This is a genomic window from uncultured Roseovarius sp. (genome assembly GCF_963972555.1).
Lineage (GTDB): Bacteria > Pseudomonadota > Alphaproteobacteria > Rhodobacterales > Rhodobacteraceae > Roseovarius > Roseovarius mucosus.
Map to the genome: position 1 here is coordinate 93,057 of NZ_CAXAUM010000002.1, position 14,329 is coordinate 107,385.

The window sequence follows — 14,329 nt, forward strand, 5'->3', positions numbered from 1 at the left end:
CCTGATTTGAGGTATGAAACGCGCGAGCAGCAAGCGGAAGACAACAATGATCTCCAACCGACGTTTCGTAATGCTGGCGGGGCTGAGTGCCCTTGCCGCGTGTAGCAGGCAGGACTCCAAATTCCGGACCTATCGCGGCCCCGAGGTGACGCGCATCATCGTGAACAAGGGCGAGCGCGAGATGTTCCTCTTGCACCATGATCGCCCGCTCAAGCGGTATCGCGTCGATCTTGGCTTTGCGCCGCAGGGCCACAAGCAGTTCGAGGGCGATGGGCGCACCCCGGAGGGCGAGTATCATATCGACCGGCGCAATCCCAACAGCGCGTTTCACCTGTCGTTGGGCATCTCGTATCCCAATGAGGCGGACATCGCCTATGCCAAGGCGCATGGCAGATCGCCGGGCGGCGATATTTTCATTCATGGTGAGCCCAATGCGCTGGCCATGTTCAGCCCCGATTGGACAGCGGGCTGTATCTCGGTCAAGAACCGCGAGATGGAGGATGTCTATGCCATGGTCCGCGACGGGACGCCGATCACGCTCAATGCGTGATCAGCCCCCAAGGATCATCGTCCACCAGATCTTGCCGCCGGGTTCCTGAAGCCAGGCAAAGCCCATCTTGCGCGCGTCGGGGTCGAGAATCACGCGGCGCGTGCCCTCTTCCTCCATCCAGGCGGCGAGGGTCTGAAGCTCTGTCTCATAGGTTTCCGAGATGGTTTCGCCCACGAGATGGCCGGAATAGCCGACGCGGCGCACCCGGTCGAGCGGCGAAGAGCCGTCTGAGCCAAAGTGCCAAGGGCGGTTTTGCACCGACATATCGCGGGAATGGGTGGCGGCGGCGGCCGTCAGGGCCGAATCAAGCGTAAGCGGCGCCTGACCCGCGGCCTGACGCAGGGAATTGACCGAATCGAGCATGCGGAACTGGATTTCCGAGGTCTCGCCAGCCTTGATTCGGTAGACGCGCGGCAGCGGTTTGCCATCCGAACCCAGTTGCGGCGGGGGCGGTGCGGCGCAGGCGGACAAAGCCAGAAGAGCCGAAACCAGCAGGATATAAAGACGCGCCATGATGCAGAACCACCCGAATATTGTTTCGATGTCTGCTTTAGCCCGGCTTGCGTTGCGATTCAAACCCACATGCGCAGAACCTTGCGCGCTGTGACTTTCTTGATTTGTGGCCGCAGGCTTGGCATCCTATAGGTCAAGGATCATCGGCTTGTCTGACTGGAGTTCTTCACCATGACCCATGACTCTCGGATTTCCTGGAACCGGCGCATGTTCTTGACTGGCGCTGCGGCGTTGATGGGGGCACCGGCGCTGGCGCAGAGCGTGGATGGCGCTGGTACCGTCGAGATGGAGCGCCCGCTGGAGGAAACGGTGCGGCGCAATATTTCTGGTTTCCGTATGCTGGATTGGCGCCCGTATTTCTCGAACCTGAACAACGGGGCCATTCTGGTCGATATCGATTCGCGCGCGGTGCATTTCTGGAGCGCGGACCAGTCTGTGTACAAGCTCTACCCGTCCTCTGTGCCGTTGACCGAGGATTTGACGCGGCGCGGGCGCACCGCGGTGGTGCAAAAGGTTGAAGGGCCAAGCTGGCGTCCGACGCCGTCGATGCTGAAGCGCAATCCGGAATGGCCCGCCTTTGTGCCGCCCGGGCCGGATAACCCGCTGGGCACCCACGCACTTTATCTGAGCTGGACCTATTACCGCATTCACGGTACCCATGACACGCGCAAGATCGGGCGTCGGTCATCGAATGGCTGCGTGGGTCTCTATAATGAGCACATCGCGGAATTGTTCTCTTTGACCAAAGTTGGCACGCAGGTGTTGCTAATTTGACGAAATATTGGCGATTTATGGAGCGAAGGACCCAAGATATAATTGCATTCGTTCCGGATTGCTGATTAGAAAATCTTACGAGGTTAAGTCTTGGGTGCTTGGCGTTGTCTTTTGCAGCGTCTTGCCAATATCTGGAGGATAATCATGAAGAAACTCGTTCTCGCTGCTGCCCTGAGCGCCGCTGCTTCGACCGCTTTCGCAGGCAACCTGTCGGAGCCCGTCATCGAGGCACCGGTTGTTGTTGAAGAAACCGCCGCAAGCTCGTCCGCCGCAGGCGTTTGGGTTCCGCTGGTTCTGCTGGCAATCGTCGCAGCCGTTATCGCTGCTGACTAAGCCCGGCAACGGCACCAAAAGAAAAGGCAGTGGGAAACCACTGCCTTTTTTTGTGCGTGGCAGAGCGTGGGTCAGTCGAGCCAGCCCTTGAGGTTGTTTTCGACGATGGAAGACAGCGCCGTTATATGGGCGTCGTCGTCGTTGAGGCAGGGGATATAGGTGAAGTCTTCGCCGCCCGCTTCTTCAAAGCTCTCGCGAATTTCCTCGTTGATCTCTTCCAGCGTCTCAATGCAATCGGCGGAAAAGGCGGGGGCCATCACGGCGATACGTTTCTTGCCGTCTTCTCGGGCCAGGCGCGCGACCTCGTCCACGGTATAGGGCTTGAGCCATTCTTCGGGGCCAAAGACCGACTGGAAGGTCGTGGTGATCTCGGTATTGGCCCAGCCCAGCCGTTCCTTGAGCAGGCGGGTCGTTTTCTGGCACTGGCAGTGATAGGGATCACCCTGCATCAGATAGCGCTTCGGCATCCCGTGATAGGACACGACAAGGATTTCAGGCCGCTTTTCGACCGCGGCATAGGCGCGCTCGACCGATTGCGCCAGCGCCTCGATGTAAAGCGGGTTCTCGAAATAGGGTTCGACCACGCGCGCGATGGGCTGCCATGTCTCATCCATCAGGGCGCGAAAGAACTGGTCGTTCGCGGTGGCCGATGTGGCCCCGGCGTAATGCGGATAGAGCGGGAAGAAGAGGATGCGGGTGCAGCCCGCCTCGACCATTTGGCGCACCTTGGATTTGGTCGAAGGATTGCCGTAGCGCATGCAGAATTCGACCATGACCTGATCGCCATAGCGTTCCTGCATCGCGGCGGCCATTTTGGTGGTCTGGGCTCGGGTGATGGTCATCAGGGGGCTTTCGCCTTTTTCCTCGTTCCAGATGGATTTATAGGCGTGCCCGCTGGTAAAGGGCCGCTTGGTCAGGATGATGAGCTGCAAGAGCGGTTGCCATTTCCACGGGCTGTAGTCGATCACCCGGCGGTCCGACAGGAACTCGTTGAGATAGCGGCGCATCGGCCAGTAGGTATAGTGATCCGGCGTCCCGAGATTGGCCAAGAGCACGCCGGTTTTCGCGCGCGGCACCTTGGGGTGATCGGCGGCGGCATGTTCTGGGCGGGCGGCATCATGGCTGGCATCAAGCATGGCTTGGTCATTCCTGTGAGTTCCGGGACAGGGGTGACATATAGGCTGTGCCCGAAAGGTCAATCTTTGAGCGGGTTTTCCACCGCCCCAAGCGCATCGGCGAGCCGCGCGCTGGCTGATCCGGGGCGCAGCGGCTGGGGCTGGCTGGCGTCGGGGGACCAGCCGGTGAGGAAGATCATCTCGAACGTGGCGGGGATGCGCCCGTCGTTGGTGCCAAAGGCTTGTGCATATATGTCGCAGGCGCGGCGGAGCATACGCGGCCGGGTCAGAGTGCGGGGGCGTGCCGTCATGGCGTTGGATTCGCCCATGGCGCGCAGGTCGCGCATGAGGGCCAGAGGATCGGCATAGCTGGTGCGGAGCGGCATTGTGTCGGCCACCGGCAGGGTGAGGCCCGCGCGCTGCATCAACCCACCCAGATCGCGGATTTCGGCCATGGGCAGGACACGGGGCGAGAGGCCGCCGCGCACCTCTGCCTCGGCCTGCGCCAGCGCGCTGCGCAATTCATGAAGCGTGCCGCCACCAAAGAGGGCGACAAGCAACAGGCCATCGGGGCGCAACGCACGCCGCGCCTGAATGAGCTGGCCCACGGGATCATTGGCCCAATGCAGGCAGAGCGCGTGAACAACCAGATCATGCGCGCCCGGCTCCAGCGTCAGCACCTCATCATCCGGCACGATCCGCGCCTCAGGCAAGCGGGATTGCCAGAATTGCGGAAATCCCGTCACCACGGCGGGCGCGGTAAAGGATTTGTTAACCAGGCTCAGGCGATCCTCGACCTCATCGGCGGCGATCTCGTGCAGGAAAAGGGCCGGGGCGCGCTGGGCGCGCTGGCGGTTGCGACTGAGGGCGGCACGGTCTGTGAGGGGCGTTTGGGTCATGGGGCAAGAATAGAGTGCTGGCAGAGGCTTTTCAAACGGCGGTTCGCCTCGTCTATCCGGCGCGGTGCACGCTCTGTGGCGCGGTGGTGGATAGCGATTTTGGCCTCTGTGGCCCGTGCTGGCGCGATACGCCGTTCATCTCCGGGCTGGTTTGCGACACCTGCGGCGTGCCCCTGCCCGGTGAGGTGCATGCCGGGGTGGAACACTGCGATGACTGTCTGCGCATGGCGCGGCCCTGGGCGCAGGGGCGCGCGGCGATGCGCTATCACGAGAACGGGCGCAAACTGGTGCTTATGTTGAAACATGGCGATCGGCATGATGTGGTGCGCCCAGCCGCGAAATGGATGGCGCGGGCGGCGCAGACCCTGTTGCGGCCCGACACATTGATTGCGCCGATACCGCTGCATTGGGGGCGGATGCTGTCGCGGCGGTTCAATCAATCCGCACTCCTCGCGCAGGGCCTGGCGCGCGAAACCGGATTGCCCTGGTGCCCCGACCTCCTGACACGGCTGAAACGCACTCAGAGCCTGAAGGGGCTGAGTGTCGAGGCGCGGCACGCCATGTTGACCGATGCGATTCGGGTCACGGCGCGACATCGGGGATTGATTGCGGGCCGCTCCATCCTGATCGTGGACGATGTGATGACCTCGGGGGCGACGCTCTCGGTGGCGGCGCAGGCATGTATTTCGGCGGGTAGCGGCGATGTGAGCGTTGTGACACTGGCGCGCGCCGCCAAGGATGCCTAAGTTCGCGCCAGTGCGAACCGGGGATCCCAATCATGAAGCCAGTCGAAATCTATACATCACCGCTCTGCGGATTTTGCCATTCGGCCAAACGCCTGTTGCAGAAGAAGGGCGTCAATTTTTCGGAAATCAACGTGCTGGCCCAGCCTGCGCGCAAATCCGAGATGATGAAGCGCGCCAATGGCCGCCATACCGTGCCGCAGATCTTTATCGGCACCACACATGTCGGCGGCTGTGACGATCTCTATGCGCTGGAGCAGGCGGGCAAGCTTGACGCGCTGTTGCGCGGGTGATGGCGATGCGCGCGGCCCTTTTGCAGCTGAACAGCAGCGATGATCCAGAGGTCAATCTGGCGATCACGCTGGGCATGATGGACACGGCGATTGCGCAGGGGGCAGAGTTTATCCTGACCCCGGAGGTCACGAATTGCGTTTCGGGCAGCCGCGCGCATCAAAACACCGTGCTGCATCCCGAAGAGAGCGATCCAACACTGGCGGGCCTGCGCGCGCGCGCGGCAGAGGCGGGTGTCTGGCTTTTGATCGGGTCGCTCGCGCTGAAAACCGATGATCCCGATGGGCGCTTTGCCAATCGGTCGTTCCTGATCGGGCCGGATGGCGGCATTGTCGCGCGCTATGACAAGATCCACATGTTCGATGTGGATGTCAGCCCCGAGGAAACCTATCGCGAATCGGATGGGTTCCGCCCCGGAGATCGCGCGGTTGTCGCGGATATGCCGCTGGGCAAGCTGGGGATGACGATCTGTTATGACGTGCGTTTCCCGCATCTGCACCGCGCCTTGGCACAGGCGGGGGCCACGATCCTGACGGTTCCGGCGGCGTTTTCCTATGTCACGGGTGCTGCGCATTGGGAGGTGCTGTTGCGCGCCCGTGCGATCGAGACCGGCTGTTTCGTGCTGGCCCCGGCACAGACCGGCACCCATGCCGCGACATCGGGCCGCACCCGTCAGACCCATGGGCACAGTATGGTTGTGGCACCATGGGGAGAGGTTCTGGCCGATGGCGGTGTCGAACCGGGCATCGTGATGGTTGATCTTGACCCCGATGCGGTGGCACAAGCGCGCAGGCGCGTGCCTTCGCTGCGCCATGACCGAGCGTTTGACGGGCCCTGAATGACCGATACGACCAGCAATTCCCTTGCCGTGGCGCTCTTTAGCGAGATTCTCACGAATGAGCAGTTGATCCGCAGCCGCCTGACACGGGTTTTGCCAAAAGGTATGGAAATCTCGCATTTTTCGGTGCTGAACCATCTGGCGCGGATCGGGGACGAACGCAGCCCGGCGCAATTGGCGAAAAGCTTTCACGTCACGCGCGGCGCGATGACCAATACGCTGAGCAAGCTGGAATGGGCGGGATATGTGCATATCCGCCCCGATTGGGACGATGCGCGGCGCAAGATGGTGGCGATCAGCCCCTCGGGCCGTCAGGCGCGCGATGCCGCGATGGCGGCGATCACGCCGATGGTGTCGGACCTCATCCGCGATCTGGGCGAAGACCGCGTGCGCGCCAGCCTGCCGGTGTTGCGCGAATTGCGGGCGCGGCTAGAGCCGGGGACGTGAATTCGTCTGCTACCCGCGCGGAACAAGGCGCGTAGCGCCGCCGCGCGGATCGCTGGGCCGTCCCGCGGCCTAGCGATTTCGAGAGGGAGCGCTTTACCGTGAAGTCATACGGACTTGACTGGCATTAAGTGGCATCCATAGCCGTTGCTTCGCTAGTCCCCGGCCCAGCGATCCGCGCCGTTCAGCGCTTCACGCTCGCCGTCACGTAATTCACGCTCAGGTCCCGGTCCGACAGACGCCAGCCCCAGGTGATCGGGTTGAACACGAAACCCTTGCGATCCACTGGATCGAGCCCGGCGTTGCGCAAGAGATCATATAGCTCATCGGGCGTTATGAACTTGGCCCAGTCATGGGTGCCCTTGGGCAACCAACGCATGACATATTCCGCGCCCACGATGGCCATGGCATAGCTCTTGGGGTTGCGGTTGATGGTCGAGCAGACATGGAGCCCGCCCGGCTTCAATAGCTGTTGGCAGGCCGTGAGATAGGTCAGTGGATCAGCCACATGCTCGACCACTTCCATGTTGAGCACGACGTCGAACTGTTCGCCCGCCGCGGCCAGATCCTCGGCCGTGGTGTGGCGATAGTCGATGTCGAGCCCGGATTGCGCGGCATGGACCTGTGCGACGGGGATGTTGCGCGGTGCGGCATCGGCGCCCACCACGGTGGCACCCAGACGCGCCATCGGTTCGCTCAAAAGGCCGCCACCGCAGCCGATATCGAGCAGGCGCAGCCCGGCAAAGGGGGTCGTGCCCCGCAGATCACGGTCGAACTCGGCGGCGATTTGCGCGGTGATATAATCCAGCCGACAGGGGTTGAGCATGTGCAGGGGCTTGAATTTCCCGTTGGGATCCCACCATTCCGCTGCCATCGCCTCGAACTTGGCAACCTCGGTGGGATCAATCGTGCTCTGAGCGGCTTGCATTCTGCTCTCCATATGCTCTTTTGGTCTCGCGGCTTATATAGGACATTCATGGACAAATTCTCAGGCCAAAAGAGCGCAGTGCAATATCTCCACCCCCCGGTCGAGCCCTTTGACCGGCAAATGCTGGATGTGGGCGACGGGCATAGCGTCTATATGGAGCAATCGGGCCGCCCCGATGGCCTGCCGGTGATCGTGCTGCATGGCGGACCGGGGGGCGGATGCAGCCCGGCCATGCGGCGTTATTTCGATCCGGCGGTCTATCGGATCATCCTGTTTGATCAGCGCGGCTGTGGTCGCTCGCGTCCGCATGCCAGCGTCGAGGCGAACACGACGTGGCATCTGGTGGCCGATATCGAGATGATTCGCCGAACCCTGGGCATCGAGCGTTGGATCGTGTTCGGTGGCAGTTGGGGGGCGACGCTGGCGCTGATTTATGCGCAGGCGCATCCCACACCGGTGCAGCATCTGGTGCTGCGCGGGGTTTTCACCATGACAGAGGCGGAGTTGTATTGGTTTTATGGCGGGGGGGCCGGGGCCTTTTGGCCGGAAACCTGGGAACGGTTCGTCGCGTTGATCCCCGAAGACGAGCGGGACGACCTGATTGCCGCCTATCACCGGCGCCTCTTTTCCGGCAATCTGAGCGAGGAAGTCACCCATGCCAAGGCATGGTCCGCCTGGGAGAACGCGCTGGCGACGGTGCATTCAACCGGCGTGGGTGGCGATAGCCCCGCCGATTACGCCCGCGCCTTTGCCCGGCTTGAGAATCACTATTTCACCCATCGCGGATTTCTGGATCACGATGGTCAGATTCTGGCTGACATGCCCCGGATCGCCCATATTCCGGGCACCATCGTGCAGGGGCGGTATGACATGATATGCCCGCCGGTGACGGCGCATCGGCTGGCGGAACGTTGGCCGGGGGCCGATCTGCGGATGATCCCCGTGGCGGGCCATGCCCTGTCAGAGCCGGGGATCAGCGCCGAATTGGTCGGCGTCATGCAAAAGCTGGCGCGCGGCAGTCGCTAGGCCGATGGAAACCCTGCCCGATCTTTATGCCCGCCTTGTGGCCGATGGCAAACTGACGCCCGATCCGGCGCAAGAGGCGCTCTTGCCGGAGTTCGAGCGGATTCGGCTGGCTCTGGACGAGGCCCCGCGCAAGGGCTGGTTTCGCCGTGCGCCCGAGCCGCCCAAGGGTCTCTATATCTGGGGCGGGGTCGGGCGCGGCAAATCCATGCTGATGGATCTCTTTGTGAGCACGCTGGCGGTGCCAAATCGGCGGGTGCATTTCCATGCCTTCATGCAGGAAATCCATGCCGGTCTGCATGCCGCGCGGGCGCGCAACGAGGCGGATGCGCTGGCCCCGGTGGCGGCGGAGGTGGCGAAATCGGTGCGGCTTCTGGCCTTTGACGAGATGCAGATTTCCGACATCACCGACGCGATGATTGTGGGGCGGCTCTTTGAGGCGCTCTTTGCGGCGGGGGTCGTGGTGGTTACCACCTCGAACCGGGTGCCGGATGATCTCTATAAGAATGGGCTCAACCGGCAGCTTTTCCTGCCGTTCATCGATCTCTTGAAAGAGCGGATGATCATTCACGAAATGGTCAGCCCGACCGATTACCGACAGGATCGTCTGACCGGCAGCCCCAGCTATTTCACCCCAATAAATGCAGAGAGTCGGGCCGAAATAGAGACGATATGGCAGGATTTGACCCAAGGGCGCGGTGGGCCGCACACGATCATCGTCAACAAGCGGGCGGTGGAGATTCCGGCGTTTCACAATGGTGTGGCGCGGGCGACATTCTATGACCTCTGCGGCAATCCCCTTGGGCCGGCGGATTATCTGGCCTTGGCCGAGGCGGCGCGGGTGCTGATCCTCGAAAACATCCCGCAGATGGGGCGCAGCAATTTCAATGAGGCCAAGCGATTTGTGACGCTGATCGACGCGCTCTACGAGGCGCGGGTGCGGCTGATTTGTTCGGCGGCGGCGGTGCCGGAATATCTCTATATCGAAGGCGAGGGTTCGTTCGAGTTCGAGCGCACCGCCAGCCGGATGCGCGAAATGCAGTCCGAGGGTTGGGGGAAAGAGGCTTAGCCCGAAAGCCCCGCCATACCGCAGATGATGCGCCATTCCTCGTCCGTCACCGGCTGCACCGAGAGGCGGGAATTTTTCACAAGCACCATATCGGCCAGACGCGGATCGGATTTGATGGTTTCCAGTGTCACGGGTGTCTTGGCGGTTTCAATCGCCTTGATGTCCACGCATTCCCAACGCGGATCGTCGGATTTGCTGTCGGGGTGGGCGGTGGCGATCACCTCGACCGTGCCGACTACGGATTTTTCGCTCTGGGAGTGGTAGAAAAAGCCGCGATCGCCCAAGGCCATCTCGCGCATGAAATTACGCGCCTGATAGTTGCGCACGCCGTCCCATTCCTCGCCTGCGTCGCCTTTGGCCAACTGGTCATGCCAGCCCCAGGTTGAGGGTTCGGATTTGAACAGCCAATAGCGCATCAGATGACCTTTTTCCAAGGAATGAGCTCGACATTGGCGAAAAGCCCGGCCTTGGCATAGGGATCACCTACGGCCCAATCCTGTGCGGCCTGCATATCGGCCACGTCGAGGATGACGAGCGAGCCGATCATCTGGCCTGCGTCATCGAGCAGGGGACCGGCCTGAGAGACAACGCCGGTTTCCTTGAGATAGGCGACATGCGCGTCGCGGGTGTCGAGGCGGGTTTGCAGGGCACCGGCTTTGTCGCGGGCAATCAGGGCAATCAGCATCATTCTTCCTTTAATGGACGTGAGAGCAGCATATCCATCGCTTGCGCCACGCGCAATTCGCCTGTGACAAGCGCGGTAACGGCATGGGTGATGGGCATATCAAGGCCCATCGCCTGCGCGCGGGCCAGCACGGCGCGGGCGGTGGCGGCGCCCTCGACCGTGATGGTGGGATCAAAATCCGCGCCTTGACCGATGCTGAGGCCATAGCGGTAATTGCGCGACTGGTCAGAGGTGCAGGTCAGCGCCAGATCGCCAAAGCCCGAGAGGCCCGCGAGCGTCTGGGGCTGCGCGCCCAAGGCGGCGGCAAGGCGGTTCATCTCGGCAAAGCCACGGGTCATCAGAGCGGCGCGCGCGCTCTCGCCCAGACCGGCGCCGATGACGGCCCCACAGGCGATGGCGATCACGTTCTTGAGCGCGCCACCCAGCTCTGCGCCGAGAGTGTCGGTGACGCGGTAGAGGCGCAGGGTGGGCGTGGTCAGGGCGCGTTGCAGCATCTGGCCGGTGGCCTCATCGGCACAGGCGAGCGTCAGCGCCGTGGGCAGGCCAAGCGCGATGTCGCGGGCAAAGCTGGGCCCCGTGAGGATGGCAGGCGTCGCCGTGGGACAGGAGCGCGCGATTAGACCAGTTGGACCAAGGCCGGTGGTCAGGTCCATGCCCTTGCAGCAGGCGACGAGCGGGCGATGGGCGAGGACATTGGCATGTTCTGAGAGAAAACCGCCCAGCGTCTGCATCGGCATGGCCAGAAGACAGGGGGTATCGCCCTTGGGCACGGGGCCGCTGGTAACGGTCACGCTGTCCGGCAGGGCGATGCCGGGCAGGCGGCGGGCATTCTCGCGGGTGGCTTGCATTTCTGCCGCATGCGCCGCGTCGCGCGCCCAGAGGGTCACGGGACCATTTTGCGCCAGAGTCACCGCAAGAGCGGTGCCGAATGCGCCTGCGCCACAGATGAGGATCATGCCTTGGCCCCTTTCTTGCCGCCGCCCAGCATGGCGGGGCTGGTGTGATCCAAGGGCCAGCGCGGGCGGGCGGCAAGCGTCATGTCATCGCGGTGCCCAAGCGCCAGAAGCTCTGCCCCGGCATAGGCGATCATCGCGGCATTGTCCGTGCAAAGCGCCAGCGGAGGCGCGACAAAGGCTGCGCCCATCTCGGCCGCAACAGTCTCTAATTCAGCGCGAATGGCGGTATTTGCGGCGACACCCCCGGCCACGGCGATCACCGGCGTGGCCGGTGCCTCTTGCAGATAGAGCGCCAGCGCGCGGCGGGTTTTCTCGGCCAGAACGTCGCGCACGGCGGCCTGAAACCCGGCGCAGAGATCGGCGCGGTCCTGCCGCGTCAGCCCGGATTTCGCGGTCACTATTTCATCGCGGGCGCGCAGGAGGGCGGTTTTCAGCCCGGAAAAGGACATATCGCAGCCGGGACGGTCGAGCAAAGGCCGGGGAAAGCGAAAGCGGGTGGGATCGCCCTGCATTGCCGCGCGTTCCACATTGGGACCGCCCGGTTGCGGCAGACCCAAGAGGCGCGCGGTCTTGTCGAACGCCTCGCCGGGGGCGTCGTCGATGGTGCCGCCAAGGCGGGTGAAATCATCCGCACCGCGCACGATCAGGAACTGGCAATGGCCGCCAGAGACCAGCAGCATCAGATAGGGATAGGCCACGCCATGCGTCAGGCGCGGGGTCAGCGCATGACCGGCAAGATGGTTGACGCCAATCAGCGGCAGGCCCGCGCCCGCCGCAATCCCCTTGGCGCACATGACACCGGCGATCACCCCGCCAATGAGGCCGGGACCAGAGGTAACGGCCACCGCCCCCACGTCGCGCAGCGTCAGACGCGCCGCGTTCAGCGCCTCGCGCACGCAGACATCCAGTTTTTCCGCATGCGCGCGCGCCGCGATTTCCGGCACAACCCCGCCGAACTCGGCATGGAGCGCGGTTTGCCCATGCACGACAGAGGAGAGGATTTCCGGGGTGCCATCCGCGCCAATGCGCAACACTGCAGCGGCGGTATCGTCGCAGCTGCTCTCAAGTCCCAGGAGGGTCAAAGGCTCTGTCATCGCGGCCATGCGTTGCGTGAAGGGTGCAAGGCAGGTAACACCGAATGAGGCAGGCAACAACTCTGGATGGGCCATGACCGTTACGATCCTGATTACCCGGCCCGAACCTGAGGCGCGTCGCATGGCCGTTGAGGTGCAAGCGCTGTGTGATGCGGTGGCTGTCGTGATCTCGCCGGTGATGCAGATCGTCTATGACGGGGTGCTGCCCGAGATGTCGGGGGGCGAGGTTCTGATCTTTACTTCGCGCCACGGGGTCGAGGGGTTTTGCCGCCTGAGCGCGCGGCGGGATTTCACCTGTTACGCGGTGGGCGATGCCACGGCAGAGGCGGCAGAGGCGCAAGGGATGCGCGCCATTTCCGCCGGGGGCGATGCCGAGGCGCTCTTGGCGCGGATCGCGGCGGAAGGGGCGCATGGGCCGTTTGTGCATCTGAGGGGCGCACATGTGGCCGCGGATATCGCCGGGGCGCTCAGGGCGGCGGGGCATATGGCGCGCGATGCGGTGGTTTACGATCAGGTCGAGTCGGCGCTGAGTGCCGAGGCGCAGGCGCTCTTGCTCGGGAATGAGCCGGTTATCCTGCCGCTGATGTCACCCCGGACCGCTCGGATCGTGCTGGGTCAGGCGGGGCCGATCACTGCCCCGCTCTACATCGCGGCCATAAGCCGCAAGGTGGCGGACAACGTGCCCGAGGGTGTGGCGCAGCGCGTGGATATTGCCGAGATGCCGGATTTGCCGGGGATGCTTGCGCTGGTGCAACATCAGGTGCAGATGGCCAAGCGGCTTGAGGGTGGAAAACGACCGCAGTAAGGTCAGGTTGACAGGGACGTGTGGTGAGATTCGAAAGGATGGCACAAGGTGGCTGACAAGAAGCAAGCTCCGAAGGAAGCGGTTGAGGCAGAAGCTCTGCCTGATGACAAGGCGCTGGAGGCGGAGCAAGCAACTGTCGTAGAGCCTGAGGAGTCAGAGCCAGAGCGCCCGGAGAGCAATGCGGCCGACGCTACAGAAGCCCCAGAGGACACAGCACAAAGTGCTGAGGTCGAGGCACCTGCGCAAGCGGAGGCTGCCGAAGATCACACGCAGGAGGTGCCCGGCGCGCTCTATGTGGGTACCGATGCACCCGCGTCCGACTCCTCCGCCATGGTCAAAACCGAACAGGTGATTGTGCGCCAAGGCGGGTTCTGGTCGATGGTGCTGGGCGGTGTGGTGGCGGCAGGTGTGGGCGTTGCGGCGGCACCCTATGTGCTGCCCCCGGCGTGGTTTGCGCCCGAAGAGAGCGGCGTTGAGGCGGCGCTGGCGGATCACGATGCGCGGTTGACTGCGCTGCGCACTGATTTGGACGGGCTGCAAAGCCCCCCCGATTTGAGCGGTGAGATCGACGGGCTGAGCCAGACAATGACCGCCCTCACCGGGCAGATCGCCGATCTGGAAGCGCGGATCGCGGCGCTTGAATCCCGCCCGGTGGCAGAGGGTGGTGGCGTGCCCGTGGCCGAAATCGAGCAGTTGCGCGCATCTCTTGCGGCGCAGGCGGCTGAGGTCGAGGCATTGCGCGCGGCGGCGGATGCGCAAGAGGCAGCAGCGCGCGACAGCGCCGTGGCCACGCTGCGCCGGGCCGCGCTGACACAGGTGCGAACCGCGCTTGACACGGGCAGCGACTTTGCCCCGGCGCTGACCGAGCTGCGCGACACCGGCGCCGAGGTGCCCGAAGTGCTGGCCGAACAGGCCGAAACCGGTGTGCCGACCGAGGCCGCGTTGATCGAGACATTCCCCGAGGCGGCGCGCGCCGCGCTCGCCGCCGCCCGCGCCGAGAGCGGCGATGCGGTGGCCGGCGTCGGCGGCTTTCTCAAGAGCCAGCTCGGCATCCGCTCTCTCAGCCCGCAGGAGGGGGATGACCCCGATGCGGTGCTGTCGCGCGCCGAGGCGGCCCTGGCCGACGGTCGCCTGAGCGAGGCGCTGACCGAGATCGAGACGCTGCCCGAGGCTGCGCGCGCGCCCCTTGCGGATTGGGTCGCTCTGGCCACGCGCCGACAAGAGGCGCTTGCCGCCGCAGCGGCCCTGGCCGAAAAAGTGAATTGAACG

General features: G+C 63.6%; 19 protein-coding genes. 11 read left to right on the forward strand and 8 right to left on the reverse strand.

Features of this window, described 5'->3' with window-relative positions:
* Positions 1-46 precede the first annotated feature (46 nt).
* Positions 47-550: a L,D-transpeptidase family protein gene (locus AACZ65_RS02235; RefSeq protein WP_297543838.1), complete on the forward strand. Its 504-nt coding sequence runs from the start codon at positions 47-49 to the stop codon at positions 548-550.
* On the opposite strand, the gene AACZ65_RS02240 is transcribed toward AACZ65_RS02235, so the two are convergent.
* Positions 551-1,063: a CAP domain-containing protein gene (locus AACZ65_RS02240; protein WP_339667715.1), complete on the reverse strand. Its 513-nt coding sequence runs from the start codon at positions 1,061-1,063 to the stop codon at positions 551-553.
* Between the two features lie 171 nt (positions 1,064-1,234).
* On the opposite strand from AACZ65_RS02240, the gene AACZ65_RS02245 reads away from it, so the two are divergent.
* Both AACZ65_RS02245 and AACZ65_RS02250 read left to right on the forward strand, forming a co-directional pair.
* On the forward strand, positions 1,235-1,837 hold the full coding sequence (locus AACZ65_RS02245) for a L,D-transpeptidase (protein ID WP_037276133.1): 603 nt from the start codon (positions 1,235-1,237) through the stop codon (positions 1,835-1,837).
* 144 nt (positions 1,838-1,981) lie between these two features.
* The gene (locus AACZ65_RS02250; RefSeq protein WP_008282723.1) at positions 1,982-2,170 is read left to right on the forward strand and encodes a hypothetical protein; all 189 of its coding nucleotides are present in this window, start codon (positions 1,982-1,984) and stop codon (positions 2,168-2,170) included.
* Positions 2,171-2,241: 71 nt separating this feature from the next.
* Here AACZ65_RS02250 and hemH read toward each other — a convergent pair whose 3' ends face one another.
* Positions 2,242-3,306, reverse strand: coding sequence for a ferrochelatase (gene hemH, locus AACZ65_RS02255; protein ID WP_339667716.1), 1,065 nt, complete (start codon positions 3,304-3,306; stop codon positions 2,242-2,244).
* A gap of 59 nt (positions 3,307-3,365) precedes the next feature.
* Entirely contained in the window at positions 3,366-4,184 is an 819-nt protein-coding gene (locus tag AACZ65_RS02260) for a methyltransferase domain-containing protein (protein ID WP_339667717.1), read from the reverse strand.
* A 14-nt stretch (positions 4,185-4,198) separates the two neighbouring features.
* On the opposite strand from AACZ65_RS02260, the gene AACZ65_RS02265 reads away from it, so the two are divergent.
* From AACZ65_RS02265 to AACZ65_RS02280, 4 genes are read left to right on the forward strand one after another with little or no spacing between them, the layout of a single operon-like run.
* On the forward strand, positions 4,199-4,930 hold the full coding sequence (locus AACZ65_RS02265; RefSeq protein ID WP_339667718.1) for a ComF family protein: 732 nt from the start codon (positions 4,199-4,201) through the stop codon (positions 4,928-4,930).
* 32 nt (positions 4,931-4,962) lie between these two features.
* Entirely contained in the window at positions 4,963-5,220 is a 258-nt protein-coding gene (gene grxC / locus AACZ65_RS02270; RefSeq protein ID WP_008282716.1) for a glutaredoxin 3, read from the forward strand.
* A 5-nt stretch (positions 5,221-5,225) separates the two neighbouring features.
* Positions 5,226-6,056: a carbon-nitrogen hydrolase family protein gene (locus AACZ65_RS02275; protein ID WP_339667719.1), complete on the forward strand. Its 831-nt coding sequence runs from the start codon at positions 5,226-5,228 to the stop codon at positions 6,054-6,056.
* Positions 6,057-6,503, forward strand: a complete 447-nt coding sequence (locus AACZ65_RS02280; protein ID WP_008282714.1) for a MarR family transcriptional regulator — start codon at positions 6,057-6,059, stop codon at positions 6,501-6,503.
* A gap of 181 nt (positions 6,504-6,684) precedes the next feature.
* Here the strand turns inward: AACZ65_RS02280 and ubiG are convergent, their stop codons facing one another.
* Positions 6,685-7,428: a bifunctional 2-polyprenyl-6-hydroxyphenol methylase/3-demethylubiquinol 3-O-methyltransferase UbiG gene (gene ubiG, locus AACZ65_RS02285; protein ID WP_339667720.1), complete on the reverse strand. Its 744-nt coding sequence runs from the start codon at positions 7,426-7,428 to the stop codon at positions 6,685-6,687.
* Between the two features lie 48 nt (positions 7,429-7,476).
* Here ubiG and pip point away from each other — a divergent pair, with 48 nt between their 5' ends.
* Together pip and zapE are read left to right on the forward strand one after the other, a co-directional pair.
* Positions 7,477-8,454 (forward strand): prolyl aminopeptidase, encoded by a 978-nt coding sequence (gene pip, locus AACZ65_RS02290; RefSeq protein WP_339667721.1) that lies wholly within the window; start codon positions 7,477-7,479, stop codon positions 8,452-8,454.
* 4 nt (positions 8,455-8,458) lie between these two features.
* Positions 8,459-9,520 carry a cell division protein ZapE gene (zapE, locus tag AACZ65_RS02295; RefSeq protein ID WP_339667722.1) on the forward strand — a complete coding sequence of 354 codons (1,062 nt, stop codon included), beginning with the start codon at positions 8,459-8,461 and terminating at the stop codon, positions 9,518-9,520.
* On the opposite strand, the gene AACZ65_RS02300 is transcribed toward zapE, so the two are convergent.
* From AACZ65_RS02300 to tsaD, 4 genes are read right to left on the reverse strand one after another with little or no spacing between them, the layout of a single operon-like run.
* A complete protein-coding gene (locus tag AACZ65_RS02300) occupies positions 9,517-9,936 on the reverse strand; it encodes an EVE domain-containing protein (RefSeq protein WP_339667723.1) in 420 nt (139 codons plus the stop codon). The two genes, zapE and AACZ65_RS02300, sit on opposite strands and share 4 nt — an antisense overlap.
* Positions 9,936-10,205, reverse strand: a complete 270-nt coding sequence (locus tag AACZ65_RS02305; RefSeq protein ID WP_339667724.1) for a YciI family protein — start codon at positions 10,203-10,205, stop codon at positions 9,936-9,938. The genes AACZ65_RS02300 and AACZ65_RS02305 overlap by 1 nt, the downstream gene beginning before the upstream one ends.
* A complete protein-coding gene (locus tag AACZ65_RS02310) occupies positions 10,205-11,161 on the reverse strand; it encodes an NAD(P)H-dependent glycerol-3-phosphate dehydrogenase (RefSeq protein WP_339667725.1) in 957 nt (318 codons plus the stop codon). The genes AACZ65_RS02305 and AACZ65_RS02310 overlap by 1 nt, the downstream gene beginning before the upstream one ends.
* The gene (gene tsaD, locus AACZ65_RS02315; protein WP_339667726.1) at positions 11,158-12,255 is read right to left on the reverse strand and encodes a tRNA (adenosine(37)-N6)-threonylcarbamoyltransferase complex transferase subunit TsaD; all 1,098 of its coding nucleotides are present in this window, start codon (positions 12,253-12,255) and stop codon (positions 11,158-11,160) included. The genes AACZ65_RS02310 and tsaD overlap by 4 nt, the downstream gene beginning before the upstream one ends.
* 73 nt (positions 12,256-12,328) lie before the next feature.
* Between tsaD and AACZ65_RS02320 the strand changes: the two genes are divergently transcribed.
* Both AACZ65_RS02320 and AACZ65_RS02325 read left to right on the forward strand, forming a co-directional pair.
* Positions 12,329-13,060, forward strand: coding sequence for a uroporphyrinogen-III synthase (locus AACZ65_RS02320; protein ID WP_339667727.1), 732 nt, complete (start codon positions 12,329-12,331; stop codon positions 13,058-13,060).
* Between the two features lie 48 nt (positions 13,061-13,108).
* Positions 13,109-14,326, forward strand: coding sequence for a mitofilin family membrane protein (locus tag AACZ65_RS02325; protein ID WP_339667728.1), 1,218 nt, complete (start codon positions 13,109-13,111; stop codon positions 14,324-14,326).
* Positions 14,327-14,329 lie beyond the last annotated feature (3 nt).

What these genes read in the sequence shown, in the direction of transcription:
- grxC (WP_008282716.1), top strand. Translation starts at nt 4,963, where the DNA reads ATGAAGCCAGTCGAAATCTATACATCACCGCTCTGCGGATTTTGCCAT.
- ubiG (WP_339667720.1), bottom strand. Translation starts at nt 7,428, where the DNA reads ATGCAAGCCGCTCAGAGCACGATTGATCCCACCGAGGTTGCCAAGTTC.
- AACZ65_RS02310 (WP_339667725.1), bottom strand. Translation starts at nt 11,161, where the DNA reads ATGATCCTCATCTGTGGCGCAGGCGCATTCGGCACCGCTCTTGCGGTG.
- AACZ65_RS02260 (WP_339667717.1), bottom strand. Translation starts at nt 4,184, where the DNA reads ATGACCCAAACGCCCCTCACAGACCGTGCCGCCCTCAGTCGCAACCGC.
- AACZ65_RS02280 (WP_008282714.1), top strand. Translation starts at nt 6,057, where the DNA reads ATGACCGATACGACCAGCAATTCCCTTGCCGTGGCGCTCTTTAGCGAG.
- pip (WP_339667721.1), top strand. Translation starts at nt 7,477, where the DNA reads ATGGACAAATTCTCAGGCCAAAAGAGCGCAGTGCAATATCTCCACCCC.
- AACZ65_RS02235 (WP_297543838.1), top strand. Translation starts at nt 47, where the DNA reads ATGATCTCCAACCGACGTTTCGTAATGCTGGCGGGGCTGAGTGCCCTT.
- AACZ65_RS02250 (WP_008282723.1), top strand. Translation starts at nt 1,982, where the DNA reads ATGAAGAAACTCGTTCTCGCTGCTGCCCTGAGCGCCGCTGCTTCGACC.
- tsaD (WP_339667726.1), bottom strand. Translation starts at nt 12,255, where the DNA reads ATGACAGAGCCTTTGACCCTCCTGGGACTTGAGAGCAGCTGCGACGAT.
- AACZ65_RS02240 (WP_339667715.1), bottom strand. Translation starts at nt 1,063, where the DNA reads ATGGCGCGTCTTTATATCCTGCTGGTTTCGGCTCTTCTGGCTTTGTCC.
- AACZ65_RS02275 (WP_339667719.1), top strand. Translation starts at nt 5,226, where the DNA reads ATGCGCGCGGCCCTTTTGCAGCTGAACAGCAGCGATGATCCAGAGGTC.
- AACZ65_RS02320 (WP_339667727.1), top strand. Translation starts at nt 12,329, where the DNA reads ATGACCGTTACGATCCTGATTACCCGGCCCGAACCTGAGGCGCGTCGC.
- AACZ65_RS02245 (WP_037276133.1), top strand. Translation starts at nt 1,235, where the DNA reads ATGACCCATGACTCTCGGATTTCCTGGAACCGGCGCATGTTCTTGACT.
- AACZ65_RS02305 (WP_339667724.1), bottom strand. Translation starts at nt 10,205, where the DNA reads ATGCTGATTGCCCTGATTGCCCGCGACAAAGCCGGTGCCCTGCAAACC.
- AACZ65_RS02300 (WP_339667723.1), bottom strand. Translation starts at nt 9,936, where the DNA reads ATGCGCTATTGGCTGTTCAAATCCGAACCCTCAACCTGGGGCTGGCAT.
- hemH (WP_339667716.1), bottom strand. Translation starts at nt 3,306, where the DNA reads ATGCTTGATGCCAGCCATGATGCCGCCCGCCCAGAACATGCCGCCGCC.
- zapE (WP_339667722.1), top strand. Translation starts at nt 8,459, where the DNA reads ATGGAAACCCTGCCCGATCTTTATGCCCGCCTTGTGGCCGATGGCAAA.